This is a genomic window from Denitromonas halophila (genome assembly GCF_007625155.1).
Taxonomy (GTDB): Bacteria; Pseudomonadota; Gammaproteobacteria; order Burkholderiales; family Rhodocyclaceae; genus Nitrogeniibacter; species Nitrogeniibacter halophilus.
In genome coordinates this window covers 55,447-79,439 of record NZ_VMNK01000004.1, presented here as the reverse complement: position 1 = coordinate 79,439, position 23,993 = coordinate 55,447, and the positions used below count along the sequence as shown (strand labels likewise).

Here is a 23,993-nt window from a genome sequence, read left to right as displayed (position 1 = left end):
GCCTCACGCCACGACCAAGCGTCGCCGCAGCCAGCCACTGAGCGCATCGACGGCCAACGACAGCACCAACATGGCCACAATCAGCGTGGCCGCTTGCGCCTCATGGAACAGCGACAACGCGTAATAGAGTTGCGCGCCAAGGCCACCGGCGCCGACAAAGCCGAGGATGGCCGCCATACGGATATTCATTTCCCAGCGATACAGACCGTAGGCGACCCACTGCGGAGCGACCGCCGGCAAGGTGCCATACAAAAACGCCGCGGCCGCCCCGCTGCCGGCGCCACGCAGTGCGGCTTCGGGCGCGGGGGGTGCGTTCTCCAGCGCCTCGGCGTAGAGCCGGCCGAGCACGCCGGTGGTGTGCAGGGCCAGCGCCAGCGTACCAGCGAAGGGACCGAGACCGGCGGCGAGCACGGTGAGCGTGGCCCATACCAGCTCGGGCACCGAGCGCAGCAGGTTAAGAATAAAGCGCGATGCCAACTGACCGAGCCGCCCCAGTCGGCCGCTGGCCGGCAGTGCCAGCGCGACACCCCCGATCACCGCGAGCAAGGTGCCGATCAACGAGATAGCCAAGGTCTCGATGGCACCCTGCCCGACCTTGGCCAAAAAGGCTGGCGAGGTATCTGGCGCCGCAAAGCGCTGCAGGAAGCCGAGCAATTCCCCCAGACTGTCCTGCCCTTCGGCAAAGGCAGCGATCAGATCGAGCCGCCACACACTGGCCGCCACCGCCGCCAGCACCAGCGCGGTCAGCATCAGTCCGCGACGCGGCATCACCCGCGGCGTCACCGGTTGCATCAGCGTACCTGCCGGCGCAGCCAGGCGCTCAGGGCATCGGCCGCCATCACCAGCAGCAAAAAGGTGATCAGGATGCTGCAGGCCTCACCGCCGTTGAGCATCTTCATCGACTGGTCCATCAACTGCCCCAGGCCACCGGCGCCCACAAATCCCATCACCACCGAGGCGCGCACTGCGCACTCCCAGCGATAGACGGTGTAAGACACCAGCTCATCCGAGGCCACCGGCAGCAGGCCGTAGCCCAGCGCGGCGAGCCGACCGCTGCCCGCGGCGAGCAAGGCGCGGGTCGGCGACAGATCGCTGGACTCGAGAATTTCCGAGTACACCTTGGCCAGCATGCCGCCATAAGTGATGGCCAGCGCGGCCACGCCGGCGGCCGGGCCGAGGCCAAAAATACGCACGAACACCAGCGCCCACACCAGCTCGGGCACGCCGCGCAGCACCAGCGTGAGCCCGCGGGCGATCACACGAATCACTTCCGACACCGGGCGCAGGCGGCCGTCGAGCCGGCCAATCGACAGGCTACGGGTCGACAACAACGCCAGCGGCACGGCGATCAGCATGGCGAGCGCGATACCGATGGTGGCGATAGCGAGGGTGTCCAGCGTAGCGGAGGCCAGGTAGCCGAGAAAATTTGCGTCGGTCGCGGGCGGCAAGAAGGTGCCAAGAAAGCCGCCGAGCGTGGCGAGGTTACCGGCGTCGAACAAGACCGCGGGCTCAAACTGCGCGACCTGCAGCAAGGGCCACAGCACGCACACGGCCACCACCAGCGCGGTGGCCCGACCACGTGCGGCCGGGTCGTGCTGCGAGACACTCATGCGCAACGCGTCAGCCGCGGCTTGGCAGACGGCACGTGCTGGTCTGGCGTGTCATGAGCGGCAGCGTGCGACGCGCCGGCATACAGCGCATCAATGTCAGCGGTGAGCACCTGCGCCGCCGGACGATCGAAAACGATACGCCCCTCGCGCAGGCCGATGACGCGCGAGAACTCCGACAGCGCCAGATCCACCGCGTGCAGGCTGGCGATGAGGGTCACGTCGCGCCGTTTGGCATCTTCATTGAGCGCCACCGCCACTGACCGGGCCAACGCCGGGTCGAGCGCCGAAACGGGCTCATCGGCCAGCACGATTTCCGGTTTCTGATAGAACAGCCGCGCCAGCGCGACACGTTGCAGCTGCCCGCCCGAGAGCTGATCACAACGGTCGAACAGGCGCTCGGCCAGGCCCAGTGGCTCGAGCACGGCGCGGGTGCCGGCGATATCCAGCGGATAGACCAGCGAGGCCACGGCGCGCCACAGCGGCCATTGCCCCAGGCGCCCGGCCAGCACGGCGGTGATCACGCGCTGTCGCGGCGGGATCGGCGGCGCCTGGTGCATCTTGCCGATGCGCGCACGCAGCGCCTGCAACGGGCCGCTGCCCAACGCCCAGGGATCCACCCCGTCGAGTTGCAACTGGCCCGCCGTCGGCCGCAAGCTGGCGCCGATCACCCGCAGCAAGGTGGTCTTGCCGGCGCCGGAGGGGCCGATCAAGGCCACCCGCTCGCCGGGCGCGATCGACAGATCCAGATCGTCGAGCGCGCGCCGGCCATCGGCGTAGGCGACGCTGAGTGCCGCGAGCGTGATCATCCCGATTTACTTGAGCAGACCGGCTGCGCGTGCGGCGGATTCAATGCCGTCGTAGTTGGCCGGCTCGGTCGGGATGAAGCGTGCGGCGCGTTGCAGATCGAGGATGGCCTTGTGCTCGGCCTTTGCCGGGTCAAGCGCCAGGAAGGCGGCCTTGAGCTTGGCCTGCAGGCCGGCGTCGAGGTCGCCACGCACCGTCCAGTTGTAGTCGAAGTACGGCGGCGTGGTGGCAAACACGCGCACCTTGGTGGTGTCGACCTTGCCGCTGGCCACGAGCTTGTCCCACACCGAGGCGTTGAGCGCACCGGCGTCGACCTTGCCAGCGGCGACGAAGGCGGCGGTGGCGTCATGCGCGCCCGAGAAGGCGACGTTGGCGAAGTCGGTGTCGGGCGAGATGCCTTCCTTGCCCAGGAAGAAACGCGGCATCAGGTGGCCGGAGGTGGACGACGGCGAACCGAAGGCAAAGCGCTTGCCCTTGAGGTCGGCGAAGGTCTTGATGTCGTCGCTGGCGGTGATGAATTTGGAGGTGAAGCGGGCGTCTTCTTCGCGCTGCACCAGGGGCACGGCGGTGCCGTTGGTGCGCAGCTTGGCCTGCACATAGGTGAAGCCGCCCAGCCAGGCCAGATCGACCTTGCCCGCGCCCAGCGCTTCGACCACGGCAGCGTAGTCGGTGACCGGCACAAACTTGACCGGCATGCCGATCTGCTGCTCGAGGTAAGCACCCAGCGGTGCGAACTTGCGCTGCAATTCGGTCGGCGATTCGTCGGGGATGGCGGACACGCGGAGGGTGTCGGCCGCAAACACGGGACTTGCCGGCAACGCAAAAGCGAGACCGGCAGCGGTGAGCGCGCGCAGCATGGCGCGACGCATCGACAACTGCATCATGGTGGATTCCTTGTTTTCAACCGTCGGGGCGCGATCCATCACACCTCGACTTACGGTGGGCACTCAGGCCCGGGACAGCTCAAGCGGTAACGCAGACCGCGGCCGGACTATAGCTGCCGAAAGGCTTCAAAACAAGGAATCTATCGCGAAATCAGGCGCCCATTTTCTCGCCCGCGGGTAGCAAAATGATCGCGGTCCGCGCCAGTCGGTCGTGCGCGAACTGGCGATCACGGTCGATCAGCGCCCACCACAGGCCGGCACCGAACAGGCACACCGAGGGCCAGGCCAGCGCATAGCGCAGCAGGCCCTGCCGGAACGGCACGGGTTTGCCCTCGTCGGCCGTCACCAGCCGAAGCCGCCAGGTCTGCATGGCCAGGGTCTGACCGCTGCGACACCAGTAGAACAAGAAGTAGGCGCCGAGCACGATGACGATGTGCAGCCAGCTGAACCACCCGGCCGCCGCGTCTTCAAAGACCACGCCGTAAATCAGATGCGGGATGAGATAGAGCAAGGCCAGCACACCGACCAGCAACAGGGCTTCATACACCAGCGCGGCCAGCCGTCGGCGCAGGCCGGCCAGTTCGACTTGAGGGCGATCGGTCAATTGCGGTCCTTGTCTTTCTTCGAATTACGGTCTTTGCGTGAGTCTTTACGGGCGCGCTCGCGCGCTTCGGGCGACAGCTCCTGGTATTCCTGCCAGCGCTGTTGCAGCGCCTCGCGTTGTTCGGGCGGGATACGGCGCAAGGCGCGATATTGATCCACCGCGTGGGCCCGCTCCTTGGGCGACAGACTCGACCAGTTACGCATGCGCCCCTGCACACGGGACTGCTCCTCCGGGGTGAGCTGGTCGAACCGGTCGGTCATGCGCAGCCAGCGGTCTCTCGACCTGGCATCCAGTGACTGCCATTGTCCGGCCAGCGGCGACAGCGCGCGTTGCTGCTCGCGGCTGAGTTCTCGCCACTCGTTGCCCGCCAGGGCCAGCGAAGTGAACGCGCTCAGGAACGCGAAGAGGACGATTCGGCCAACAGCCATGCACGAAATCCTTGATCAAGATAGGCGTCAATTGGAAGATCGTCAGCGAGCAGCGCGGTTTCCACCTCGCCCTGCACCGCCTGCGTCCGCGCCGTATTCACATAGTCTCCGGCAAACAGCAGGCCCAACACCAGCACGGCTGCCGCCGCCGGCTTGGCGCCGGCCCACCAGGACATCCCGGTCCGCGGTACACGAAAACCGCCGAAATGCCGTTCGCTGGCCGCCGCCACCGCCTGCCGACGTGCGTCGGCCAGCGCGGCGCGGGTGTCCGGCCCGAGCTGCGCATTGCGCTGACTGAGCAGGCCGCCAATGCGCCGGCCCAGCCGTGCTTCGCTCGTTTCGTCGTTCATAAGCTGATTCCTTTTGCCCGGAGTGCCGCCGCCAGGGTGTGGGTTGCACGGGAACAATGGGTTTTCACACTGCCCTCGGAGCAGCCCATCGCGGCTGCGGTCTCTGCCGTACTCATATCTTCCCAGTAACGCAGCAAGAATGCCTCACGTTGACGTGTTGGCAAACGCGCCAGTTCGGCCTCGATCAGCGCCAGGGTCTCCTCCCGCCCGACCAGGGTTTCCGGCGAGAGATTGAAATTGCTGTCATCGGCGGCCACCAGGGTATCGAGCGGGTCATCTGCCTCCTCGGCATCCTTGCCGCCAAAGCCCGACCACATCGACACCCACAGCTGCCGCACCTTCTGCCGACGCAGCATGTCGCGGATCACGTTTTGCAGGATGCGCTGGAACAGGGGCGGCCATTCGTCGGCGCCGCGATCGGCGTATTTGGTCGCCAGCCGCATCATTGCTTCCTGGACCGCATCGAGCGCTCCCGCCTCGTTACGCAGCGCGAGCATCGCATGCCGAAAGGCGTGGCGTTCGACGCTGGCCAGAAAAACGTTCAGTTGAGTCGCTGAATCCAGGGGGAATCCTCACTGCGCCATGGCTTTTCAGCGCGTTGTGCTACGCACAAGATAGGCTTGACCTGCCTCAACCCGATGCGTACTGTTACGGGTTTCCCACGCAAATACAGAGAATTAGGGGCAGTAATGGTCTTGACTGGGGCGGAAATTGTAATCAGGTGCCTGCAGGAAGAAAAGGTCGACTATGTGTTCGGCTATCCTGGCGGTGCAGTGCTTTTTATTTATGACGCGCTGTTCCAACAAGAAAAGGTACGTCACGTCCTGGTACGCCACGAGCAGGCTGCCATTCACGCGGCCGACGCCTACGCCCGCTCGACCGAGACCGTCGGCGTCGCGCTGGTGACCTCCGGCCCGGGGGCGACCAACGCCGTCACCGGCATCGCCACGGCCTACTGCGACTCGATTCCGATGGTGATCATCAGCGGCCAGGTGCCGACCGCCGCGATCGGCCAGGACGCCTTCCAGGAAGTGGACACCGTGGGCATTACCCGCCCCTGTGTCAAACACAACTTCCTGGTCAAGGACGCGGCCGATATCGCCTCGACCATCAAAAAGGCCTTCCATCTGGCCAAGACCGGCCGTCCAGGCCCGGTGCTGGTGGACATCCCCAAGGATGTCTCCGCCCAGAGCGCCGAGTATCACTACCCGAAGTCGGTCGAGATGCGCTCGTACAACCCGGTGGTCAAAGGCCATCAGGGCCAGATCAAGAAAGCCCTCAAGCTGCTGCTCGAAGCCAAGCGCCCGATGATCTACACCGGTGGTGGCGTGATCCTGTCCGATGCCGCTGCGCCGCTGACCAAGCTGGTGCGCAAGCTGGGCATGCCGATCACCAACACGCTGATGGGCCTGGGCGGTTACCCCGCCACCGACAAGCAATACCTCGGCATGCCGGGCATGCACGGCACCTACGAAGCCAACATGTCGATGCACTTCTCCGACGTGCTGCTGGCCGTCGGCGCCCGCTTCGATGACCGCGTGATCGGCGACCCCAACCACTTCGCCGCCGAGCCGCGCAAGATCATCCACATCGATATCGATCCCTCATCGATCTCCAAACGCGTGAAGGTTGACGTGCCCATCGTCGGCGACGTCAAGGAAGTGCTCGAAGAGCTCGCCCGTCTGCTCGACGAGAGCAAGCACGAGCAGGACACCGCGTCGCTGGCCACCTGGTGGCGCCAGATCGACGAGTGGCGCAGCCGTGACTGCATGAAGTACAAGAACTCGGACGAGATCATCAAGCCGCAGTACGTGGTCGAAAAACTGTGGGAAGTGACCGGCGGCGACGCCTTCATCACCTCCGACGTCGGCCAGCACCAGATGTGGGCCGCCCAGTACTACAAATTCGACAAGCCGCGCCGCTGGCTCAACTCCGGCGGTCTGGGCACGATGGGCGTCGGCATGCCCTACGCCATGGGCGCCCAGCTGGCCCACCCCGACGCGCAGGTCGCCTGCGTGACCGGCGAAGCCTCGATCCAGATGAACATCCAGGAGCTGTCGACCTGCAAGCAGTTCCGCCTGCCGATCAAGATCTGCAACCTGAACAACCGCTATCTGGGCATGGTGCGCCAGTGGCAGGAACTGTTCCATGGTGGTCGCTACTCCGAGTCCTACATGGATTCGCTGCCCGACTTTGCCAAGCTGGCCGAAGCCTACGGTCACATCGGCATCCGGGTCGATCGCCCGGCCGACGTCGAAGGCGCGCTGCGCGAAGCTTTCTCACGCAAGAACGACCTCGTCTTCCTGGACTTCCAGATCGACCAGACCGAAAACGTCTATCCGATGGTTCAGGGCGGCAAGGGGCTGACCGAGATGATTCTGTCGGCCGAGGATCTGTAACGCGGCTTGATTGATGCGGGGCCCGGCATTCACCGATGTCGGGCCGTCGTCGGCGCTCACCGGTGCCAGCGACAGCGGATGCCGGCCTCCGGCAATCCGTACGGCAACACAAGCGGCTCTTCAACACTCTCCCAACGAGGGAACACCATGCGTCACGTCATCGCACTGTTGATCGAGAACGAATCGGGCGCCCTGTCACGGGTTTCCGGCCTGTTCTCGGCACGCGGCTACAACATCGAGTCGCTCACCGTTGCGCCCACCGAGGATGCCTCGCTGTCGCGCATGACCATCGTCACCTCCGGCTCGGACGACATCATCGAGCAGATCACCAAGCAGCTGAACAAGCTGGTGGACGTGGTCAAGGTGGTCGACATCTCCGAGTCAGCCCACGTCGAGCGCGAGCTCATGCTGATCAAGGTGCGTGCCACCGGCAAGGATCGGGAAGAAATGAAGCGCATGGCGGACATCTTCCGCGGTCGCATCATCGACGCCACCGACTCCAGCTACATCATTGAATTGACCGGCAACCAGACCAAGCTCGATTCGTTTATCGGCGCCATCGATAACGCCCTGATTCTGGAAACGGTACGCTCCGGTATTGTCGGCATTGGCCGCGGCGACCGCATCCTGAAGCTCTGACCCTGAACCCTGCCTCGCGCAGTTTTTGCGACCCTGCGGCCGGCCGGTTATCATGGCGGCCGCCAACGCGATTCCGCATCTGAAAGGACCATCATGAAAGTTTATTACGACAAGGACGCCGACCTCTCCCTGATCAAGGGCAAGAAGGTCACCATCGTCGGCTACGGCTCCCAGGGCCACGCCCACGCCCAGAACCTTAACGACTCCGGCGTCAAGGTCACCGTTGCCCTGCGCAAGGGCGGCGCTTCGTGGGACAAGGCCAAGAATGCCGGTCTCAAGGTTGAAGAAATCGCCAAAGCCGTCAAGACCGCCGATGTGGTCATGATCCTGCTGCCGGACGAGACCATCCCCGAGGTCTACAAGGCCGACGTCGAGCCGAACATCAAGAAAGGCGCTGCCCTGGCTTTCGCGCACGGCTTCAACGTGCACTACAACCAGGTCGTGCCGCGCGCCGATCTGGACGTGATCATGGTCGCGCCGAAAGGCCCCGGCCACACCGTGCGCTCCGAGTACCTCAAGGGCGGCGGCGTGCCCTCGCTGATCGCGGTGCACCAGGACGTCTCCGGCAAGGCCCGTGACATCGCCCTGTCCTACGCTGCTGCCAACGGCGGCACCAAGGGCGGCGTGATCGAAACCAACTTCCGCGAAGAGACCGAGACCGACCTGTTCGGTGAGCAGGCCGTGCTGTGCGGCGGCGCCGTCGAGCTGGTGAAGATGGGCTTCGAAACCCTGACCGAAGCCGGCTACGCGCCGGAAATGGCCTACTTCGAGTGCCTGCACGAGCTCAAGCTGATCGTCGACCTGATGTACGAAGGCGGCATCGCCAACATGAACTACTCCATCTCCAACAATGCGGAGTTTGGCGAGTACGTGACCGGCCACGAGGTGATCAACGAAGAGTCCCGTTACGCCATGCGCGAAGCACTCAAGCGCATCCAGAGCGGTGAATACGCCAAGATGTTCATCCTCGAAGGCAAGACCAACTACCCGTCCATGACGGCACGTCGTCGCCTCAACGCAGCCCACCCGATCGAGCAGGTCGGCGGCCAGCTGCGCGAAATGATGCCGTGGATCATGAAAAACAAGCTGGTCGACCAGTCCAAGAACTAAACCTGTTCGCCGCTTGACCGGGCCGGAATCCTCCACACGGCGGATTCCGGCCCGTTTTCATTGGAGCGCTGCTCATGTCCAATCTATATCCGCACCCCGTCATCGCGCGCGAAGGCTGGCCGTTCATCGGCATCGCCCTCGCCCTGGCCTTGCTCGTCAACAGCGTGGCCGGCTGGTTTCTGGCCCTGCCCTTCTGGGTTCTGTTCCTGATCGTGCTGCAGTTTTTCCGCGATCCACCGCGCACCATTCCGGCCGGCGCCCGCCAGGTGCTCTCGCCGGCCGACGGGCGCATCATCGCCATCGAGCGCGCACGCGACCCCTATCTCGACCGCGACAGCCTGAAGATCAGCATTTACATGAACATCTTCAACGCCCATTCCAACCGCAGTCCGGTCAGCGGCGAGGTCAAGCAACTGTGGTATCACCCGGGGCGCTTCTTCAGCGCCGCGCTGGACAAAGCATCAGGCGAAAACGAGCGCAACGCGATGTGGCTGCACACCGCCGACGGTGACGACATCACCTGCGTGCAGATCGCCGGGCTCGCCGCACGCCGCATTCTTTGCTACACCCGTGAGGGCGACACCCTGCAACGCGGCGAGCGCTATGGCTTCATCCGTTTTGGTTCGCGTGTCGACCTCTATCTGCCGATCGGCAGCAAGGCCAGCGTCACCATTGGCGACAAGGTACTCGCCTCGGCCAGCATCGTCGCCAAACTGCCCTGACTCCGCACCTCGCGACCCCGCACGGGGTGGCGAGGTGGGGTAGAATCGGGCTCATTGCCCCACTCGGCGGGCGTTTTCAAAGGTTTCACCATGGCCGACGTGCCTCCGCGCAAACCCCTCTTCGACCCCGAAAAGCGTCGCCGCGGCATCTACATTCTTCCCAACCTGTTCACCACCGCGGCTCTGTTCGCGGGTTTCTACGCCATCGTCCAGGCCATGAACGATCGCTTCGAGCACGCCGCCGTGGCGATCTTCATCGCCATGATCCTCGACGGCCTCGATGGCCGCATCGCCCGCCTCACCCATACGCAAAGTGCCTTTGGCGCTGAGTACGACTCGCTGTCCGACATGGTCTCCTTCGGCGCTGCCCCGGCACTGGTGGCCTACGAATGGGCGCTGCGCGGCATGGGCAAACTGGGATGGATCGCCGCCTTCATCTATTGCGCCGGCGCCGCCCTGCGCCTGGCACGCTTCAACACCAACATCGACGTGGTCGACAAGCGCTACTTCCAGGGCCTGCCCAGCCCGGCCGCCGCCGCACTCATCGCCGGCCTCGTGTGGGTCGGCATCGACAACGGCTTTAGCGGGCCGGACCTGCGCTGGGTGGTGTGTTTCTTCACCATCTTTGGCGGCCTGACCATGGTCAGCAACGTGCTGTATTTCAGCGGCAAAGAGTTCAACCTGCGCCGCCGGGTGCCGTTTTTTGCGGTGCTGGCGATCATGCTCGGCTTTGCGCTGATCTCGCTCGATCCCGCCTCGGTGCTGTTTCTGCTGTTCCTGATCTACGCCGCATCAGGCTATGTGCTGTTCGTCATGCACCGCTTCGGGAAGAAAATTCCCGGCCACGAGCCACCCGCCTCATAAGCCGGTTGTCAGATCACGCGCAACTGGCCTATATTCAAGGACATGCCCGCCTTCGAGCCGCCCTTTGACACCTATTCGCGCGATGCGTCCCCGCTCGCGCCGTGGCCGCTCGGCCCGCTGCTGCGCCCCGCGCGCTGATCATTACAAACACCTCCCGCCAACACGCTTTTCGCCTCGCCCTCACCGGCGGGCGACACCCTGAATCCCGAACTTCGGAACCCGACAGGAGCCGACCATGACTGACCAACTGATCATTTTCGACACCACCTTGCGCGACGGTGAGCAAAGCCCCGGCGCCTCGATGACGCGCGACGAGAAACTGCGCATCGCCCGTCAGCTCGAGCGCATGAAGGTCAACGTGATCGAAGCCGGCTTTGCGGCCGCATCGAACGGCGACTTCGAATCGGTGCGTGCCATCGCCGAAGTCGTCAAGGACTCCACCATCTGTTCGCTGGCCCGCGCCAACGAGAACGACATTCGTCGCTCGGGCGAGGCCATCAAACCCGCCGCCAGCGGCCGCATCCACACCTTTATCGCCACCAGCCCGATCCACATGGAGAAGAAGCTGCGCATGAGCCCCGACCAGGTGCTCGAGCAAGCCGTCAAGGCGATCAGCTGGGCGCGCGAATACACTGACGACATCGAGTTCTCGGCAGAAGATGCCGGCCGCTCGGAAATCGACTATCTGTGTCGCATCTTCGAAGCCGTCATCAAGGCCGGCGCCACCACCATCAACGTGCCCGACACCGTCGGCTACAACGTGCCCGAGCAGTACGCGGATACGATCCGCACCCTGATCGAGCGCGTGCCGAATTCCGACAAGGTGGTCTGGTCAGTCCATTGCCACAACGACCTCGGCCTCGCCGTCGCCAACTCGCTGGCCGCGGTGCGCGCCGGTGCCCGTCAGGTCGAATGCACCATCAATGGCCTCGGCGAACGCGCGGGCAACGCCTCGCTTGAAGAAGTGGTCATGGCCGTGCGCACGCGGCGCGATGTCTACGCCTGTGACACGCGCATCGACACCACCCAGATCGTGCCAGTGTCCAAGCTGGTGTCGGGCATCACCGGCTTCCCGGTGCAGCCAAACAAGGCCATCGTCGGCGCCAACGCCTTCTCGCACGAGTCCGGCATCCACCAGGACGGCGTACTAAAGCACCGCGAAACCTACGAGATCATGCGCGCCGAAGACGTGGGCTGGGGCACCAACAAACTGGTGCTGGGCAAGCACAGCGGCCGCAACGCCTTCCGTAGCCGCCTGATCGAACTCGGCGCAGCGATTGAATCCGAAGAACACCTCAACCACGCCTTTGCCCGCTTCAAGGAACTGGCGGACAAGAAACACGAGATCTTTGACGAAGACTTGCAGGCGCTGATCTCCGACGAGGCCGTCACGCCGGAGCTGGAGCACTACCGCCTGGTCGCATCCTGCTTCCACTCCGAAACCGGCGAGACCCCGGCCGCCCGCCTGACGCTGAACGTGGGCGAAAAGGAAATCCAGGCCGAAGCCGAGGGCTCCGGGCCAGTCGACGCTGCCTTCAAGGCGATCGAAACCGTGGCCAAGAGCGGCACCGAGCTGCTGTTGTATTCGGTCAATGCCATCACTACCGGCACCGACGCCCAAGGCGAAGTCACCGTGCGCCTGTCGCGCGACGGCAAGGTGGTGAACGGCCAGGGCGCCGACACCGACATCATCGTGGCCTCGGCCAAGGCTTACCTCAACGCACTGAACAAGCTGCACGGCAAGTTCGAAAAGCTCAACCCGCAGATCTGAGGCGGGTTCAACCGCCGCCCCGGCTCCGGGGCGGCGCTTACTGCGCCTTGGGCTGCCGCGACGGCGCGGTCATCCGCGCGTACCACACCATCACAAAAAAGGCCGAGAGCGTCAGCGCAATCTCGATACGCGCCAGCAAGGCCACGCCGCCGGGGTCGTTCATCCGCACCACACCTTCCATGAAGTAGATCAGCACGAACATGCAACCCCACTGATAGGTGTAGCGGCGGCCATGCAGTACGCCAAACAGCGGCACCAGCAAGGGCACCGCCTTCACCATCATCCACGAGCCACCCGGCCGCAAAGGCGCCAGCCAGGCCTCCCAGGCGACGCACAACACGATGAGCGCAATCCACAAGGCAGAGGCGAGCCACGCCACGGTCCGGGCCTTCATCGTGCCGCCTCCAGCGCCAGCGCAGCGCGTGCCAGGCGCTCGCCCTGCGCCATCGCCAACTTGCGCTCTTCGTCGCTCAGCAGCGGATTGCCATCCGAGCCCGCAACATGCGAGGCGCCATACGGCGTACCGCCACTGCGGGTAGAGGACAACAAATGCTCGGTATACGGCAAACCCATCATCAACATGCCGTGGTGCATCAGCGGCAGCATCATGCTCAGCAAGGTGCTCTCCTGACCACCGTGCTGGCTGCCGGTTGAGGTAAATACGCAGGCAGGCTTGCCAACCAGTGACCCGTTGACCCACGGCGCGATGGTGCCATCCAGAAAATACTTCATCGCCGCCGCCATATTGCCGAAGCGGGTCGGGCTGCCCAGCGCCAGGCCAATGCACTCGTCCAGGTCGGCGGTTTCGACATACGCCGGCCCCGCAGTCGGAATGGCGTCTTCAGCGGCCTCGCACACCGTGCTCACCGCCGGCACCGTGCGAACACGCGCGCCGACGCCCGGCACCCGCTCAATGCCTTCGGCAATCGCTTCGGCCAAGGCACGCACCGAGCCCTTGCGGCTGTAATACAGGACAAGCACTTCTTTCATGTTCAACTCATTGATAAGGCACAGCGGCCATTCGCTCGGGGGGTCGCTTTGTCCCCAAATGATTGGCAACAGACCCTACAATGGCGCGATTATAGCCAAAGCCGCTCCCGGCCCCGAACGCATTGCCCAAGCTCTTCATTCATCTTCGGGATTTTGCCCGCCTGCTCATTCAGCGTTTTGTCGATACGCGCTGCCCGGAAGTGGCCGGCAGCCTGACGTTCACGACGCTGCTGGCGCTGGTGCCCTTGCTCACGGTCACAATCGCGGTGTTCAGCAATTTCCCCGGCTTCTCGCATCTTGGCGAGGCCCTGAGCGATTTTCTGCTGCAGAACCTCTTGCCCGAAAAAGCTGGCCAGATCGTCGCGACCTACGCCCTGGAGTTCTCGCAAAAAGCCGCCAATCTGACGCTGATCGGCACCGCGTTCCTGATTGTCACCGCCCTGATGCTGATGCTCACCATCGACGGGGTACTCAACACCATCTGGGGGGTGCGCAAATCCCGCCCGCTGATGGCGCGCATTTCCATTTACTGGGTGGTACTGACGCTTGGCCCGCTGTTTCTGGGTGCCAGCCTGGCCGCAACGAGTTATCTGATCAGCACCTCACTCGGTCTGGTCAACGATCCGCAGTGGCTACGCATCATCGTGTTCCGCACGCTGCCTGTCTTGCTGCTTGGCCTGCTGTTCGCCTTTCTCTACTTCAGCATTCCAAACACCCGGGTCAATGCCTGGCACGCACTCATCGGCGGCATGTCGGCGGCGCTGGCCTTTGTGTTGATGCAACGCGCGCTGGGTCTGTATTTCGCGCGCTTTCCGAGCTATACGCTGATCTACGGCACCTTCGCCACACTGCCGATTTTCCTGCTCTGGCTATACGCATCGTGGGTGGTGATCCTGCTCGGCGCCATTCTCGCCGCGACATTCCCGGCCTACGCGTCGAGCGTACGTACGCTGCCCGACTTTCCGGGCGCGCCCGCCTACAGCGCCTTGATGATGCTCGAGCAGCTCACCCACGCCCAGCGTCGCGGCGAGACCGTCAGCGCCGACGATTTGTACCGCGCCGCGCGCCAGCCCACCGCCGTTGGCGAAAACCTGCTCGAACTGATGCGGGAGTTTGGCTGGGTTGCCCGGTCCGACGACGAAGCCTGGCTGCTGGCCAAGCGCGCCGAAGACATTTCCCTGTCGGACGTTGTTCGCCACCTCGCGCTTTGCCCCGGCATCGCCCACCCGCAAGTCGACGGCGAGCTGGCAAAACGCATCGACAGCCGCATCACCCATCTGCTCGCGACCGGCGACGTACCGATTACTGCCATGTTTTCAGACGAAACACCCGCTCAGAGCGGATAAGGATCGTATTCGAACTGGAACAGCTCGACGCTGGAGGTCTGCATATCGAGACTCAGCAAGCGGCCTTGTGCCACATAGATGCGCTCTGACTCATGAACCAGCAGGAAGCGGCGCGAACGATAGGCGCCGGCTGGCGCCAGAATGGCCTGGTGACGCCGCACGGCGGCAACGGGCGGCAACACCAGCGCCGGCACCATCTCGCCCGGCCCCTCTCCCCCCCGAAAACCAATCCGCACGGGTGTGGCGGCCGAACTGATGGTTTGCAGGCCCAGTTCGACCTGAGTGGGCGAGTCAGAACGCACCCAGCGCACCACGCAAATCGACCAGGCGCTATCCGTGGCCCGGCGTACCGCCATCGCCATGCCAGCTGACAGCGAGCCGGTGTTGGCCTCGATGCTCATGATTGCGTAACCACCCGGGCTCTCGTTCAACACGCGCCAGCTGACGATGTCCGCCGCGGACTCGCCAGCATGCTTAAGCTTCCAGATCGACCGCAGTCCAACGCAGACTTCAACGTCGTACTGGCAACGCCGCCGCAACTGCTCACGACGCGGCGGCATCGCCCAGCGCTCGCGCAGACAGCGCAACAGTTTGGAAATCTCGCCCGGCGGCAAGCCAGCGGGCAATTCGGGCAGGTCGGCGCCTGGCACCACCTCACCGCCGCCATCGAGCGCGGCTTCCAGGCGTTCCAGATGCCCCGTGGCGCCCCGCGCCAGTTCGGCCGCCGAAAAATACAGCATGCCATCGACGGGCGGCGGCGCGCGGCGCACCATGGCGATGGGGCCAACATCTTGCGCCGGATCGATCCAGTAGTCCCAGGTTTCAATGTCGGTACGCGGATTCGGCGAAAGTTCGGAACGCCAGGCGCACTGCTCAAGGTAGCGTACCGTCCAGTCAAGCTCGCGCGCGGTAAGTGCTTCGGGCTGTGCCGCGGCCAATGCCAGCAACCGCTTGTACGCCGTTTGCACCTGACCGCGCGGAATCTCGGCCGGCAGGGCCGCCGAGCCGGCCGTAATCGCGGCATTGCCAAAAATGCGGTGCGCCTCGCTCCACAAACCCGCCCGTGGCGTCGCGCCTTTCATGCCGGCCAGCCACAACACGTCACCCAGCAAGGTCAATGCCTGTGTGGCCAACACCTCGGGGCGGCGACGCTGCGTCACCACGCCGGTGCCCAGATCCGCCATCACCCGCTCATAGCCCTTGGCCAGCACCAGACAAATCGACTCGAGCCGACTCACGGCATTGAATATTTTGGAGGGCAGCGGCAGCGCGCGCTCGACAAGCCGAGGCACCAGCACCTCGCGCACATCGCGCACGCGCATGAAGAACAGCTCGACGCCCCGGTGCAACTGAACGGGGGTCAGCTCGGCGCGCATCAACTCATCGAGCTTGTCCGACAGCTCCTGCAAGCCCTCGACCGGGTCGTCAGCGGGCTCGCCGGCCAACCAGGCGAGGACTGACGCTGCGGGTCCGGCATCCTGCATGAGAGGTTCTGACATGAGTCGCGGGCTCGTCATTGATCCGATTCGTTTGCCATTCTAATGAAGAAACAGCCAGTTCTGGCACAATGCCAGCCTCCCGCCTCGACCGGATTGCCAAAGAAACGAGATAATCCTAGAAACCGTAGTTGGACGCGCCCGAGTGTGCGCCTGGCGGGCTGTCTGGCAAGGCGCGACGACGCACAGCCCGCACGCAGCAAGGAGGCGCAACGCAGCAAGGAGGCCCGCCAGGCGCGCAATCGGGCGCGTAGCGCGATCACCCACCCGGTGGTCGGCCTCGAAGCTGAAAAGGTTCGCATGTTCAATACCTTGCTCATGGGCACAAGCGGTCAACTGCGGTTTCTAGGATAATAGGTGCTACTTTCCCATTGACTGCCATCACAATGCAAACATCCACGCCAGATTACCGCTCATCCAAGGCCATCACCCCCGCCGACCGTCTGATCATGGCACTCGATGTCGCCGACGCCGCCGACGCCCGCGATCTGGTCGAACGCCTCGAAGACAGCGTCACCTTCTACAAGATCGGTCTCGAACTGTTCATGACCAGCGGCTATTTCGATCTGCTGGACTGGCTGGTAGCGCGCGACAAGAAAGTCTTTGTCGACCTGAAATTCTTTGATGTGCCTGAAACCGTACGCTCCGCCATCCGCGCCCTGTCCGGCAGTGGCGCCACGCTGGCGACCATCCACGGCAACCAGTCGATCATGGAAGCGGCCGTCAAGGACAAGGGCGATCTCAAAGTCCTCGCGGTCACCGCGCTGACCAGTCTCGACCAAGGCGACCTGGACGACCTCGGCTTCCAATGCAATGTTGACGAGCTCGTCCTGTCCCGTGCCCGCCGCGCGTTGGAAACTGGCATCGACGGCATCGTCTCCTCCGGACTCGAAGCGCCGATGATCCGCCGCGAGTTGGGCGATCGCCTGCTGGTGGTCACGCCCGGCATCCGCCCGGTGGAGAACCGGCCGGCCGATGACCAGAAGCGCACGGTTGATGTCGCCCAAGCCTTCCGCAACGGCGCCGACTACATCGTGGTCGGTCGCCCGATCCGCCAGGCAGCCGATCCACTGGCCGCCGCCCGGGCCATTCAGCAAACAATTGCGGAAGTCTTTCCGTCCTAAGCCCCAAAGAGATTGTTTTCCTTGGGGAAATCGCTTAAAATTCCGCCCTTTTCTCGATTCATTAGTCAGGACGAACACAACATGGTGGTTATTCGCCTTGCCCGCAGCGGCGCCAAGAAGCGCCCGTTTTACAACATCGTTGCCGCCGATTCGCGTAATCGCCGCGACGGCCGCTTCATCGAGCGCGTTGGCTTCTACAACCCGATGGCGCCGGAAGCCGTTCAGGGTCTGGTGATCGACACCGAGCGCCTGGCGCACTGGCAGCAACACGGCGCCCAGCTGTCCCCGACGGTTGCCCGTCTGGTCAAGCAGGCCGCCAAAGCCGCCTGAACGGCCACATCGGAAAGCATCCGATGATCATACTGGGGCGCATCGTCGCCCCTTTTGGCGTCCAGGGCTGGGTCAAGATTCATCCCTTCGGGGACGATCCCCTGTCCTGGAAAAAGATGCCGCAATGGTGGCTCTCGCCAGATGACACGGCCGAGGCGCCGGCATGGAAAGCCTACAAGCTAACCGGTTGCCGGGCGCACGGAAAAGGCTGGATCGCCGCATTCGAAGGCGTCGCCGATCGCAATGGCGCGGAAGCGCTGACACGGCAGTACATCGCCGCGCCGCGCGAAGCGATGCCGGCGACCGACAGCAACGAGTACTACTGGGGCGATCTGATCGGCCTGCAGGTTGAGAACGAAGCGGGCGAAGCCTTGGGCACCGTCACTTCCCTGCTCTCGGCCGGCGCGCATGATGTGCTCCAGATCGCCGACGGCGAAGACGAGCATCTCGTTCCCTTCGTCGCCGCCTATGTGCTCGATGTCGATCTCGCTGAAAAGCGGATTCGGGTCGTGTGGCAGAAGGATTGGTAAGCGGGTGCGTCGATACGACGTCATTACCCTGTTTCCGGAGATGTTCTCCGCGCTGACAGGCAGTGGCATCAGCCGGCGAGCCCAGGAACGCAGCCTTTACGCGCTGCAATGCTGGAATCCGCGCGACTTTGCGCACGATGTACACCGCACGGTGGATGACCGGCCTTATGGCGGTGGCCCCGGCATGGTGATGCAGGCGCCGCCACTGGAAGCGGCCATTGCGGCGGCCGGCACGGCGCAGCAAGAAGCGCTCGGCCAGGCCGGACGCGTGATCTATCTGTCCCCCCAGGGGCGACCGCTCGATCACGCCAAGGTGATGGAATTGGTACAGACGCCGACACTGACACTGTTGTGCGGGCGTTATGAAGGGGTTGATCAACGCTTGATCGACCACTGTGTGGATGAAGAAATATCGCTGGGCGACTTTGTGTTGTCCGGCGGCGAACTGCCGGCGATGGTGCTGCTCGATGCCATCATCCGTCAGTTGCCCGGGGCGCTGAACGATGCGGACTCGGCAGTCGAAGACTCGTTTGTTGATGGTCTGCTCGATTGCCCGCACTACACCCGCCCCGAGGTGGATGTCCACGGCCAGGCCGTGCCGCCCGTGCTCCTGTCGGGAAACCACGCCGAGATCCGGCGCTGGCGACTCAAGATGGCGCTGGGGCGCACCTGGCTGCGGCGACCGGAATTGCTGGCTCAGCGCAAGCTGGGCCGTGACGAGATGAAACTGCTTGAAGCTTTCAAGCAGGATCATGAGGCGGCCTCCCCGACGCTGTCGGACGAGGTCGAATGAAAAAACGCATGCATCAGGTGGCGACCTGCTCTGCCTGCAAGGCCACAGGCCATCGCGAACTGACCAAGGAGTCACGCACATGAATCTGATCGAACAACTCGAGCAAGAAGAAATTGCTCGCCTGACCGAAAACAAGACCCTCCCCGATTTCGCCCCGGGCGACACCGTGGTGGTTCAGGTGAAGGTCAAGGAAGGTACGCGTGAGCGTCTTCAGGCATACGAAGGCGTGGTTATCGCCAAACGCAACCGTGGTCTCAACTCCAACTTCATCGTGCGCAAGATTTCGTCCGGTGAAGGCGTTGAGCGCACGTTCCAGACCTACTCGCCGCTGGTCGCCAGCGTTGAAGTGAAGCGTCGTGGCGATGTGCGCCGCGCCAAGCTTTACTACCTGCGCGGTCGTACCGGCAAGTCGGCACGTATCAAGGAAAAGCTCACCCGCAAGAAGGGCTGATCCTGGTAGTCGCTGGAAAAGAGAACGGGACCTTCGCGGTCCCGTTTTTTTTATGTCAGGCCCAACGGCGCTACGCCGATCAGCGCCGATCAACACCATGCAGCATGACCGCCGCCGCGATCAGGAAGAGCGTACTCGGCGCCAGTGCCGCCACCGCCGGCGGCCAGGCGTTGATCACGCCCAGGTTCGAGAACAATCCGTTGAGCAGATGGAAGGCGACGCCGAGCATGATGCCGGCGAACACTTTCACACTGACGCCACCCATGCGGTCATGGGTGTAGGCGAAGGGCAGCGCCAGCGCCATCATCACCAGCACGGCAAAGGGATAGACAATCTTCTTCCACAAGGCGATCTCGTAACGGTCGGTCTTTTGGTTGTTGTCGATCAGATGGCGCAAATAGGCGTACAAGGTCGTCACCGACATGCGCTCGGGTGTCACCATCAGCACACTGAGCACTTCGGGCGTGAGCTCGGACGCCCACGACAACTCGTCGAGCGTCGCCACCCGGGTGCGATCGGCCTCGAAAATGGTCTGCGCGATGTCGGTCAGGCGCCAGCCGACACCCTCGACAAACAGGCCATGCTTGGCGTCGCTGATGGTCCGCAGCGTGAGCTTGTCGTCAAACTCATAGATGCGGATGCCCTGCAACTCGCGCTGCGGCGTCAGTGACTGCACGTTGATGAAGCGATGACCATCCCGCACCCACAGCCCCGAGCGCAACTCGTTCGACACGGTCGATCCGGTGGCGGTCAGTCGCCATTGCTGTGCGGCCTTTTCGGCGGGCGGCGCGACATATTCGCCAAACACAAAAGTCAGCACGACGAAAAGCACACCGATCAGTGACAACTCGCGCAGCAGGCGGGACGTCGACAGTCCAGAGGCCCGCATGACCGTGATCTCCGAGTGTCGCGCCAAGGTGGTCAGGGCAAACAGGCTGCCGATCAGCACGGCAATCGGCATCAATTCGTACACCCGGCCCGGCAGAATCAGGGCCACGTAGATCAGCGCGTGATGCACCTGATAGCCGTCCTTGCCGATCGAATCGAGTTCATTGATGAAGTCGAAGAAGGCGAACAGGCCAAGGAAAGCCAGCAGCACCATGAAGGTGGCGCCGATGATTTCCCGTGCGAGATAGCGGCGAAGAATACGCATCAGGCCCGCCGCCTCCGCCAGATCGAGTACACCGCCAGACGGCGATAGAACAACGCGGCCAGCACCGCCACCATCACCAGATGCGGCGCCATGGCGCCGACCAAAAAGCTCACCTTGCCCTGGGCAATCCAGGCCTGACTCACACTGATGGCATTGCTATAGATGAGATAGGTCAGAATCGCCACGATCAGATTATTGGTACGCCCGGCCCGTGGGTTCACAAACGACAGCGGAATCGCCAGCAGGGCCAGAATCAAGGAGGCCACCGGCAGGCCCACCCGCGAGGCCAGCTCGCCGAGGTTGGCCGGATTCGGGTCATCCAGCAGCGTCTTGAGCGGCAGCATGCGATTGCGCACCGGCACATCGGTGGCGCCTTGTGCGGCCATCTGCAGGGTATAGCGGTCGAAACGCATCACCCGATAGTCGGGCGAGCCCGGCGTGCCGTCATAACGCCGGCCACGTTCAAGCACCACAAAGCGCTCACCGTTTTCGCCGGTGCGCAGGTAACCCTCTTCGGCCACCATCACCCCCAGCTTGCCGTCCTGCACCGAGCTAACGAACACGTTGCGCACACGCCCGTCCTCGCCCGCGCCGACTTCGACGAAAAACACCCGCCGCGCCCCCGCCGACTCACGAAAAACACCCGGCGCGACCCGCGCGGCATCGTCCTGATTATTCAGCCGTTCCTTGTATTCCACGCTCTTGTACTGCGCCCAGGGCGCCAGCACCAGCGTGACGCCAGCGATCACCACCGCCACCGGCACGGCAAAGCGCAGCACGGGCGAGATCCAGCGGGTCAGCGGCACGCCCGCGGCGAACCACACCACCATCTCGGAGTCGCGATAGCTGCGGGACAAGCTCATCAAAACGGCGATGAAGACCGTCAAGGACAGCACGATCGGCAATTGCGCCAGGGCGCCAAAGCCGATCAGCGCCAGCACGGCATCGGACGGCACACGCCCACCCGCCGCCTGTCCGAGCAGGCGGATCAGCACCGTGGTCACCAAAATGGCGAACAGGGCGACGAACACCGCCATGGCGGTGTTGGCGAATTCTCGCTGAGCGGCGCGCAGAAAGATCATTGCGCTAATGACGGTTGAATGATGGGGTGCATTTTGACGGCGTATTGCGGAGAGGCCATAATCGTTGCCACCCTGACCGAGACGTCGTCTTAAAGGAATAGCCCGTGGAATTTACCATAAAGACCGGATCCCCTGAAAAACTCAAGCGCGCCTGCATCGTCGTCGGCGCCTACGCTGAGACGCGTCTGACGCCTTCAGCCGAAGCAGTGGATCAAGCCAGCGGCGGCGTGCTCAGTGCGCTTCTTGCGCGTGGCGACCTCGACGACAAGGCCGGCGCCACCATGCTGCTGCCCTTGCTGCCGGGCGTCGACGCCGAGCGCGTGCTGGTGGTCAGCCTGGGCGCGCAGGAGGAACTCAATGACAAAGCCTACCGCGACGCGCTGAACGCCGCCGGCAAGGCACTGGCCGGCCTGCGCGGCAAGGAAGCCAGCGTGAGCCTGGCCGAAGCCGAAGTCCCCAATCGCGATCTAACCTGGCGACTGCGTCAGGCCGCGCGTGTCGTTGCGGCAGCAGCCTATCGCTTCGACGCGCCCAAAAAGGGCGCCGACGAGAGCGCCAAGCGCGGCATCAAGAAAATCCAGTTTCTGATTCCCGGCAAGTCCTCCAAGGCGCTGACCACGGCCGTCGCGCAAGGCTTGGCCATTGCCGAGGGCATGGCGCTGGCCCGAGACCTGGGCAACCTGCCGCCCAATGTTTGCTCACCGAGCTATCTGGCCAACACGGCCAAGAAGCTCGGCAAGGATCACAAACTCAAGGTCACGGTGCTCGACAAGGCGCAGATGAGCAAGCTGGGCATGGGCGCGCTGCTGGCCGTCGCTCAGGGCGCAGAGCAGCCGCCCAAGTTCATCATCATGGAACACCGCGGCGGCAAGGCCGACGATGCGCCGGTCGTGCTGGTCGGCAAGGGCGTCACTTTCGACACCGGCGGCATCTCGCTCAAGCCATCCGCCGAAATGGACGAGATGAAATACGACATGTGCGGCGCCGCCAGCGTGTTCGGCACGCTGCAGGCAGCTGCCCAGCTGAACCTGCCGATCAACGTCATCGGTGTCGTGCCGGCTACCGAGAACATGCCCGGTGGAAATGCCACCCGGCCGGGCGACGTCGTCACCTCCCTGTCCGGCCAGACCATCGAAATTCTCAATACCGACGCCGAAGGCCGCCTCATCCTGTGCGACGCCCTCACCTATGCCGAGCGCTTCAAACCGGCCTGCGTGATCGACATCGCCACGCTCACCGGCGCCTGCGTCGTCGCCCTGGGCAAGATCCCCAGCGGCTTGCTGAGTACCGATGACGCCCTCGCCCGCGAGCTGACCGATCACGGCCAGAGCAGCGGCGACCGCGTGTGGCAGCTGCCGCTATGGGACGACTACCAGGAACTGCTCAAGAGCAATTTCGCCGACATGGCCAACATCGGCGGGCGCTACGGCGGCACCATCACCGCGGCGGCCTTCCTGTCGCGCTTTACCAAGGCCTACACCTGGGCGCACCTGGACATCGCCGGCACGGCCTGGATCTCCGGCGAAGCCAAAGGCGCCACCGGCCGCCCGGTGCCGCTGCTGACCGAGTTCCTGATCGCCCGCGCCGGCCAGCTTTGAGACCGGCGTGACGGACATCCACTTCTATCACAACGCCGAGGACCTGCTCGGCGTCACCTGCCACCTTGCGGTGCGGGCCTTCCGCTCGGGCCGCAAGGTGTCGGTGCTGCTGCCCGACGAGTCCATCGCGCACCAGCTTGATCAGTTGTTATGGACCCGTCCGCCCACCGACTTTTTACCGCATACGCACTTCAGCTCGCCACTGGCCGCCGAGACCCCGATCACCCTGGGTGACGCCCCGCCAGCGGATGGCTGGCCGCACTACGACGTGCTGATCAACCTCGCCGCCGAACTTCCGCCCGACTACGCGCACTTCAAGATGGTGGTCGAAGTGGTCGGCACTGACGAAGCCCTCAAAGTACCCGCCCGCAATCGCTGGCGCCACTACGCCAGCGAGGGGCACACCCCCTCTGCCCACAACACGGCTGCGAGCTGACATGTTCGAGTCCAAGGATCCGTTCATCATTCTTCCGGAAACCGAGGAGGCCGACCGCCTGCTCGACAAGGCCGACGCGCTGCTCCAGCGCCACCGCGCGCCCGGCCCGGACACCGACATTCCGGTACTCACCGAGCAGGTCGAGGACGACGACATTCCGGTGCTCACCGGCGCCGTCCGCGAAGCGCCCGCCCCGGCCGCCGGCTTTGTCGAACAACTGATTGATCTCGACGCCACGCTCAACCGGCGCATTGACGAATGGCTGAGCAACGAGCTGCCGCAAGTGCTGGCCGACGAGCTCGAACAAGCGCGCACCCGCATCCTCAATCAAATCCATACCCGCGCCCGCGCCACCTTGCTGGCCGACATCTCGCAAGAAATCTCCGAACTGCTCGACGCCAACGATCCGCGCAATCGCTGATCACCCCCACGTCAGCGCCGGTCAGCACGTCTGCCATCCGCTATAATCGCGGATTCGC

General features: G+C 63.9%; 28 protein-coding genes. 15 read left to right on the top strand and 13 right to left on the bottom strand.

What is annotated here, in order from left to right; genetic code table 11:
* Positions 1–3: 3 nt before the first annotated feature.
* The 8 genes from phnE to FHP91_RS05905 form a co-directional block, all read right to left on the bottom strand.
* On the bottom strand, positions 4–792 hold the full coding sequence (gene phnE / locus FHP91_RS05940; RefSeq protein ID WP_222105125.1) for a phosphonate ABC transporter, permease protein PhnE: 789 nt from the start codon (positions 790–792) through the stop codon (positions 4–6).
* A complete protein-coding gene (locus tag FHP91_RS05935) occupies positions 792–1,610 on the bottom strand; it encodes a PhnE/PtxC family ABC transporter permease (RefSeq protein ID WP_144308720.1) in 819 nt (272 codons plus the stop codon). The genes phnE and FHP91_RS05935 overlap by 1 nt, the downstream gene beginning before the upstream one ends.
* Positions 1,607–2,416, bottom strand: coding sequence for a phosphonate ABC transporter ATP-binding protein (locus FHP91_RS05930; protein ID WP_144308719.1), 810 nt, complete (start codon positions 2,414–2,416; stop codon positions 1,607–1,609). The genes FHP91_RS05935 and FHP91_RS05930 overlap by 4 nt, the downstream gene beginning before the upstream one ends.
* Before the next feature lie 6 nt (positions 2,417–2,422).
* The gene (locus tag FHP91_RS05925; protein WP_246116232.1) at positions 2,423–3,337 is read right to left on the bottom strand and encodes a putative selenate ABC transporter substrate-binding protein; all 915 of its coding nucleotides are present in this window, start codon (positions 3,335–3,337) and stop codon (positions 2,423–2,425) included.
* Between the two features lie 112 nt (positions 3,338–3,449).
* Positions 3,450–3,902 carry an RDD family protein gene (locus FHP91_RS05920; RefSeq protein ID WP_186301456.1) on the bottom strand — a complete coding sequence of 151 codons (453 nt, stop codon included), beginning with the start codon at positions 3,900–3,902 and terminating at the stop codon, positions 3,450–3,452.
* Positions 3,899–4,330 carry a DUF3106 domain-containing protein gene (locus tag FHP91_RS05915; protein WP_144308718.1) on the bottom strand — a complete coding sequence of 144 codons (432 nt, stop codon included), beginning with the start codon at positions 4,328–4,330 and terminating at the stop codon, positions 3,899–3,901. Before FHP91_RS05915 ends, FHP91_RS05920 begins: the two co-directional genes overlap by 4 nt.
* A complete protein-coding gene (locus tag FHP91_RS05910; RefSeq protein ID WP_144308717.1) occupies positions 4,294–4,680 on the bottom strand; it encodes a DUF3619 family protein in 387 nt (128 codons plus the stop codon). The genes FHP91_RS05915 and FHP91_RS05910 overlap by 37 nt, the downstream gene beginning before the upstream one ends.
* Positions 4,677–5,177 (bottom strand): RNA polymerase sigma factor, encoded by a 501-nt coding sequence (locus FHP91_RS05905; protein ID WP_246116231.1) that lies wholly within the window; start codon positions 5,175–5,177, stop codon positions 4,677–4,679. The genes FHP91_RS05910 and FHP91_RS05905 overlap by 4 nt, the downstream gene beginning before the upstream one ends.
* Positions 5,178–5,369: 192 nt before the next feature.
* Between FHP91_RS05905 and FHP91_RS05900 the strand changes: the two genes are divergently transcribed.
* The 6 genes from FHP91_RS05900 (at position 5,370) to FHP91_RS05875 (ending at position 12,185) form a co-directional block, all read left to right on the top strand.
* Positions 5,370–7,079 (top strand): acetolactate synthase 3 catalytic subunit, encoded by a 1,710-nt coding sequence (locus tag FHP91_RS05900; protein WP_144308715.1) that lies wholly within the window; start codon positions 5,370–5,372, stop codon positions 7,077–7,079.
* Between the two features lie 147 nt (positions 7,080–7,226).
* Positions 7,227–7,718 (top strand): acetolactate synthase small subunit, encoded by a 492-nt coding sequence (gene ilvN, locus FHP91_RS05895; RefSeq protein WP_144308714.1) that lies wholly within the window; start codon positions 7,227–7,229, stop codon positions 7,716–7,718.
* A gap of 93 nt (positions 7,719–7,811) precedes the next feature.
* Positions 7,812–8,828 carry a ketol-acid reductoisomerase gene (gene ilvC / locus FHP91_RS05890; protein WP_144308713.1) on the top strand — a complete coding sequence of 339 codons (1,017 nt, stop codon included), beginning with the start codon at positions 7,812–7,814 and terminating at the stop codon, positions 8,826–8,828.
* 74 nt (positions 8,829–8,902) lie between these two features.
* A complete protein-coding gene (locus tag FHP91_RS05885) occupies positions 8,903–9,550 on the top strand; it encodes a phosphatidylserine decarboxylase (protein ID WP_144308712.1) in 648 nt (215 codons plus the stop codon).
* Between the two features lie 90 nt (positions 9,551–9,640).
* Positions 9,641–10,414: a CDP-diacylglycerol--serine O-phosphatidyltransferase gene (gene pssA, locus FHP91_RS05880; protein ID WP_144176417.1), complete on the top strand. Its 774-nt coding sequence runs from the start codon at positions 9,641–9,643 to the stop codon at positions 10,412–10,414.
* A gap of 235 nt (positions 10,415–10,649) precedes the next feature.
* Positions 10,650–12,185 (top strand): 2-isopropylmalate synthase, encoded by a 1,536-nt coding sequence (locus FHP91_RS05875; RefSeq protein ID WP_144308711.1) that lies wholly within the window; start codon positions 10,650–10,652, stop codon positions 12,183–12,185.
* A gap of 37 nt (positions 12,186–12,222) precedes the next feature.
* On the opposite strand, the gene FHP91_RS05870 is transcribed toward FHP91_RS05875, so the two are convergent.
* Both FHP91_RS05870 and wrbA read right to left on the bottom strand, forming a co-directional pair.
* Positions 12,223–12,579 carry a DUF2069 domain-containing protein gene (locus FHP91_RS05870; RefSeq protein WP_144308710.1) on the bottom strand — a complete coding sequence of 119 codons (357 nt, stop codon included), beginning with the start codon at positions 12,577–12,579 and terminating at the stop codon, positions 12,223–12,225.
* Positions 12,576–13,175 carry an NAD(P)H:quinone oxidoreductase gene (gene wrbA / locus FHP91_RS05865; RefSeq protein ID WP_144308709.1) on the bottom strand — a complete coding sequence of 200 codons (600 nt, stop codon included), beginning with the start codon at positions 13,173–13,175 and terminating at the stop codon, positions 12,576–12,578. The genes FHP91_RS05870 and wrbA overlap by 4 nt, the downstream gene beginning before the upstream one ends.
* A 122-nt stretch (positions 13,176–13,297) precedes the next feature.
* On the opposite strand from wrbA, the gene FHP91_RS05860 reads away from it, so the two are divergent.
* Positions 13,298–14,521 (top strand): YihY family inner membrane protein, encoded by a 1,224-nt coding sequence (locus FHP91_RS05860; protein WP_246116230.1) that lies wholly within the window; start codon positions 13,298–13,300, stop codon positions 14,519–14,521.
* Here the strand turns inward: FHP91_RS05860 and FHP91_RS05855 are convergent.
* A complete protein-coding gene (locus FHP91_RS05855) occupies positions 14,509–16,020 on the bottom strand; it encodes a hypothetical protein (RefSeq protein ID WP_144308708.1) in 1,512 nt (503 codons plus the stop codon). The genes FHP91_RS05860 and FHP91_RS05855 overlap by 13 nt on opposite strands.
* A gap of 383 nt (positions 16,021–16,403) precedes the next feature.
* Here FHP91_RS05855 and pyrF point away from each other — a divergent pair, with 383 nt between their 5' ends.
* From pyrF to rplS, 5 genes are all read left to right on the top strand, one after another.
* Positions 16,404–17,141, top strand: a complete 738-nt coding sequence (gene pyrF / locus FHP91_RS05850) for an orotidine-5'-phosphate decarboxylase (RefSeq protein WP_144308707.1) — start codon at positions 16,404–16,406, stop codon at positions 17,139–17,141.
* 81 nt (positions 17,142–17,222) lie between these two features.
* A complete protein-coding gene (gene rpsP / locus FHP91_RS05845) occupies positions 17,223–17,471 on the top strand; it encodes a 30S ribosomal protein S16 (protein WP_144176423.1) in 249 nt (82 codons plus the stop codon).
* Between the two features lie 23 nt (positions 17,472–17,494).
* The gene (gene rimM, locus FHP91_RS05840) at positions 17,495–18,001 is read left to right on the top strand and encodes a ribosome maturation factor RimM (RefSeq protein WP_144308706.1); all 507 of its coding nucleotides are present in this window, start codon (positions 17,495–17,497) and stop codon (positions 17,999–18,001) included.
* Complete coding sequence (gene trmD / locus FHP91_RS05835; RefSeq protein WP_144308705.1) at positions 17,949–18,794, top strand: tRNA (guanosine(37)-N1)-methyltransferase TrmD; 846 nt, start codon at positions 17,949–17,951, stop codon at positions 18,792–18,794. The genes rimM and trmD overlap by 53 nt, the downstream gene beginning before the upstream one ends.
* 79 nt (positions 18,795–18,873) lie before the next feature.
* Positions 18,874–19,245 carry a 50S ribosomal protein L19 gene (gene rplS, locus FHP91_RS05830; protein ID WP_144176426.1) on the top strand — a complete coding sequence of 124 codons (372 nt, stop codon included), beginning with the start codon at positions 18,874–18,876 and terminating at the stop codon, positions 19,243–19,245.
* A gap of 79 nt (positions 19,246–19,324) precedes the next feature.
* Here the strand turns inward: rplS and lptG are convergent, their stop codons facing one another.
* Both lptG and lptF read right to left on the bottom strand, forming a co-directional pair.
* A complete protein-coding gene (gene lptG / locus FHP91_RS05825) occupies positions 19,325–20,401 on the bottom strand; it encodes an LPS export ABC transporter permease LptG (RefSeq protein WP_144308704.1) in 1,077 nt (358 codons plus the stop codon).
* On the bottom strand, positions 20,398–21,480 hold the full coding sequence (gene lptF, locus FHP91_RS05820) for an LPS export ABC transporter permease LptF (protein ID WP_144308703.1): 1,083 nt from the start codon (positions 21,478–21,480) through the stop codon (positions 20,398–20,400). Before lptF ends, lptG begins: the two co-directional genes overlap by 4 nt.
* 104 nt (positions 21,481–21,584) lie before the next feature.
* Here lptF and FHP91_RS05815 point away from each other — a divergent pair, with 104 nt between their 5' ends.
* Genes FHP91_RS05815 through FHP91_RS05805 form a run of 3 tightly spaced genes read left to right on the top strand, consistent with a single transcriptional unit; the run spans position 21,585 to position 23,935 of the window.
* Positions 21,585–23,078, top strand: a complete 1,494-nt coding sequence (locus FHP91_RS05815) for a leucyl aminopeptidase (RefSeq protein ID WP_144308702.1) — start codon at positions 21,585–21,587, stop codon at positions 23,076–23,078.
* 7 nt (positions 23,079–23,085) lie between these two features.
* Positions 23,086–23,514: a DNA polymerase III subunit chi gene (locus FHP91_RS05810; protein ID WP_144308701.1), complete on the top strand. Its 429-nt coding sequence runs from the start codon at positions 23,086–23,088 to the stop codon at positions 23,512–23,514.
* A 1-nt stretch (position 23,515) separates the two neighbouring features.
* A complete protein-coding gene (locus FHP91_RS05805) occupies positions 23,516–23,935 on the top strand; it encodes a hypothetical protein (RefSeq protein ID WP_144308700.1) in 420 nt (139 codons plus the stop codon).
* Positions 23,936–23,993: the final 58 nt, after the last annotated feature.

What these genes read in the sequence shown, in the direction of transcription:
- phnE (WP_222105125.1), bottom strand. Translation starts at nt 792, where the DNA reads ATGCAACCGGTGACGCCGCGGGTGATGCCGCGTCGCGGACTGATGCTG.
- FHP91_RS05935 (WP_144308720.1), bottom strand. Translation starts at nt 1,610, where the DNA reads ATGAGTGTCTCGCAGCACGACCCGGCCGCACGTGGTCGGGCCACCGCG.
- FHP91_RS05930 (WP_144308719.1), bottom strand. Translation starts at nt 2,416, where the DNA reads ATGATCACGCTCGCGGCACTCAGCGTCGCCTACGCCGATGGCCGGCGC.
- FHP91_RS05925 (WP_246116232.1), bottom strand. Translation starts at nt 3,337, where the DNA reads ATGGATCGCGCCCCGACGGTTGAAAACAAGGAATCCACCATGATGCAG.
- FHP91_RS05915 (WP_144308718.1), bottom strand. Translation starts at nt 4,330, where the DNA reads ATGGCTGTTGGCCGAATCGTCCTCTTCGCGTTCCTGAGCGCGTTCACT.
- FHP91_RS05910 (WP_144308717.1), bottom strand. Translation starts at nt 4,680, where the DNA reads ATGAACGACGAAACGAGCGAAGCACGGCTGGGCCGGCGCATTGGCGGC.
- FHP91_RS05905 (WP_246116231.1), bottom strand. Translation starts at nt 5,177, where the DNA reads ATGCTCGCGCTGCGTAACGAGGCGGGAGCGCTCGATGCGGTCCAGGAA.
- FHP91_RS05900 (WP_144308715.1), top strand. Translation starts at nt 5,370, where the DNA reads ATGGTCTTGACTGGGGCGGAAATTGTAATCAGGTGCCTGCAGGAAGAA.
- ilvN (WP_144308714.1), top strand. Translation starts at nt 7,227, where the DNA reads ATGCGTCACGTCATCGCACTGTTGATCGAGAACGAATCGGGCGCCCTG.
- ilvC (WP_144308713.1), top strand. Translation starts at nt 7,812, where the DNA reads ATGAAAGTTTATTACGACAAGGACGCCGACCTCTCCCTGATCAAGGGC.
- FHP91_RS05885 (WP_144308712.1), top strand. Translation starts at nt 8,903, where the DNA reads ATGTCCAATCTATATCCGCACCCCGTCATCGCGCGCGAAGGCTGGCCG.
- pssA (WP_144176417.1), top strand. Translation starts at nt 9,641, where the DNA reads ATGGCCGACGTGCCTCCGCGCAAACCCCTCTTCGACCCCGAAAAGCGT.
- FHP91_RS05875 (WP_144308711.1), top strand. Translation starts at nt 10,650, where the DNA reads ATGACTGACCAACTGATCATTTTCGACACCACCTTGCGCGACGGTGAG.
- FHP91_RS05870 (WP_144308710.1), bottom strand. Translation starts at nt 12,579, where the DNA reads ATGAAGGCCCGGACCGTGGCGTGGCTCGCCTCTGCCTTGTGGATTGCG.
- wrbA (WP_144308709.1), bottom strand. Translation starts at nt 13,175, where the DNA reads ATGAAAGAAGTGCTTGTCCTGTATTACAGCCGCAAGGGCTCGGTGCGT.
- FHP91_RS05855 (WP_144308708.1), bottom strand. Translation starts at nt 16,020, where the DNA reads ATGTCAGAACCTCTCATGCAGGATGCCGGACCCGCAGCGTCAGTCCTC.
- pyrF (WP_144308707.1), top strand. Translation starts at nt 16,404, where the DNA reads ATGCAAACATCCACGCCAGATTACCGCTCATCCAAGGCCATCACCCCC.
- rpsP (WP_144176423.1), top strand. Translation starts at nt 17,223, where the DNA reads ATGGTGGTTATTCGCCTTGCCCGCAGCGGCGCCAAGAAGCGCCCGTTT.
- rimM (WP_144308706.1), top strand. Translation starts at nt 17,495, where the DNA reads ATGATCATACTGGGGCGCATCGTCGCCCCTTTTGGCGTCCAGGGCTGG.
- trmD (WP_144308705.1), top strand. Translation starts at nt 17,949, where the DNA reads ATGTCGATCTCGCTGAAAAGCGGATTCGGGTCGTGTGGCAGAAGGATT.
- rplS (WP_144176426.1), top strand. Translation starts at nt 18,874, where the DNA reads ATGAATCTGATCGAACAACTCGAGCAAGAAGAAATTGCTCGCCTGACC.
- lptF (WP_144308703.1), bottom strand. Translation starts at nt 21,480, where the DNA reads ATGATCTTTCTGCGCGCCGCTCAGCGAGAATTCGCCAACACCGCCATG.
- FHP91_RS05805 (WP_144308700.1), top strand. Translation starts at nt 23,516, where the DNA reads ATGTTCGAGTCCAAGGATCCGTTCATCATTCTTCCGGAAACCGAGGAG.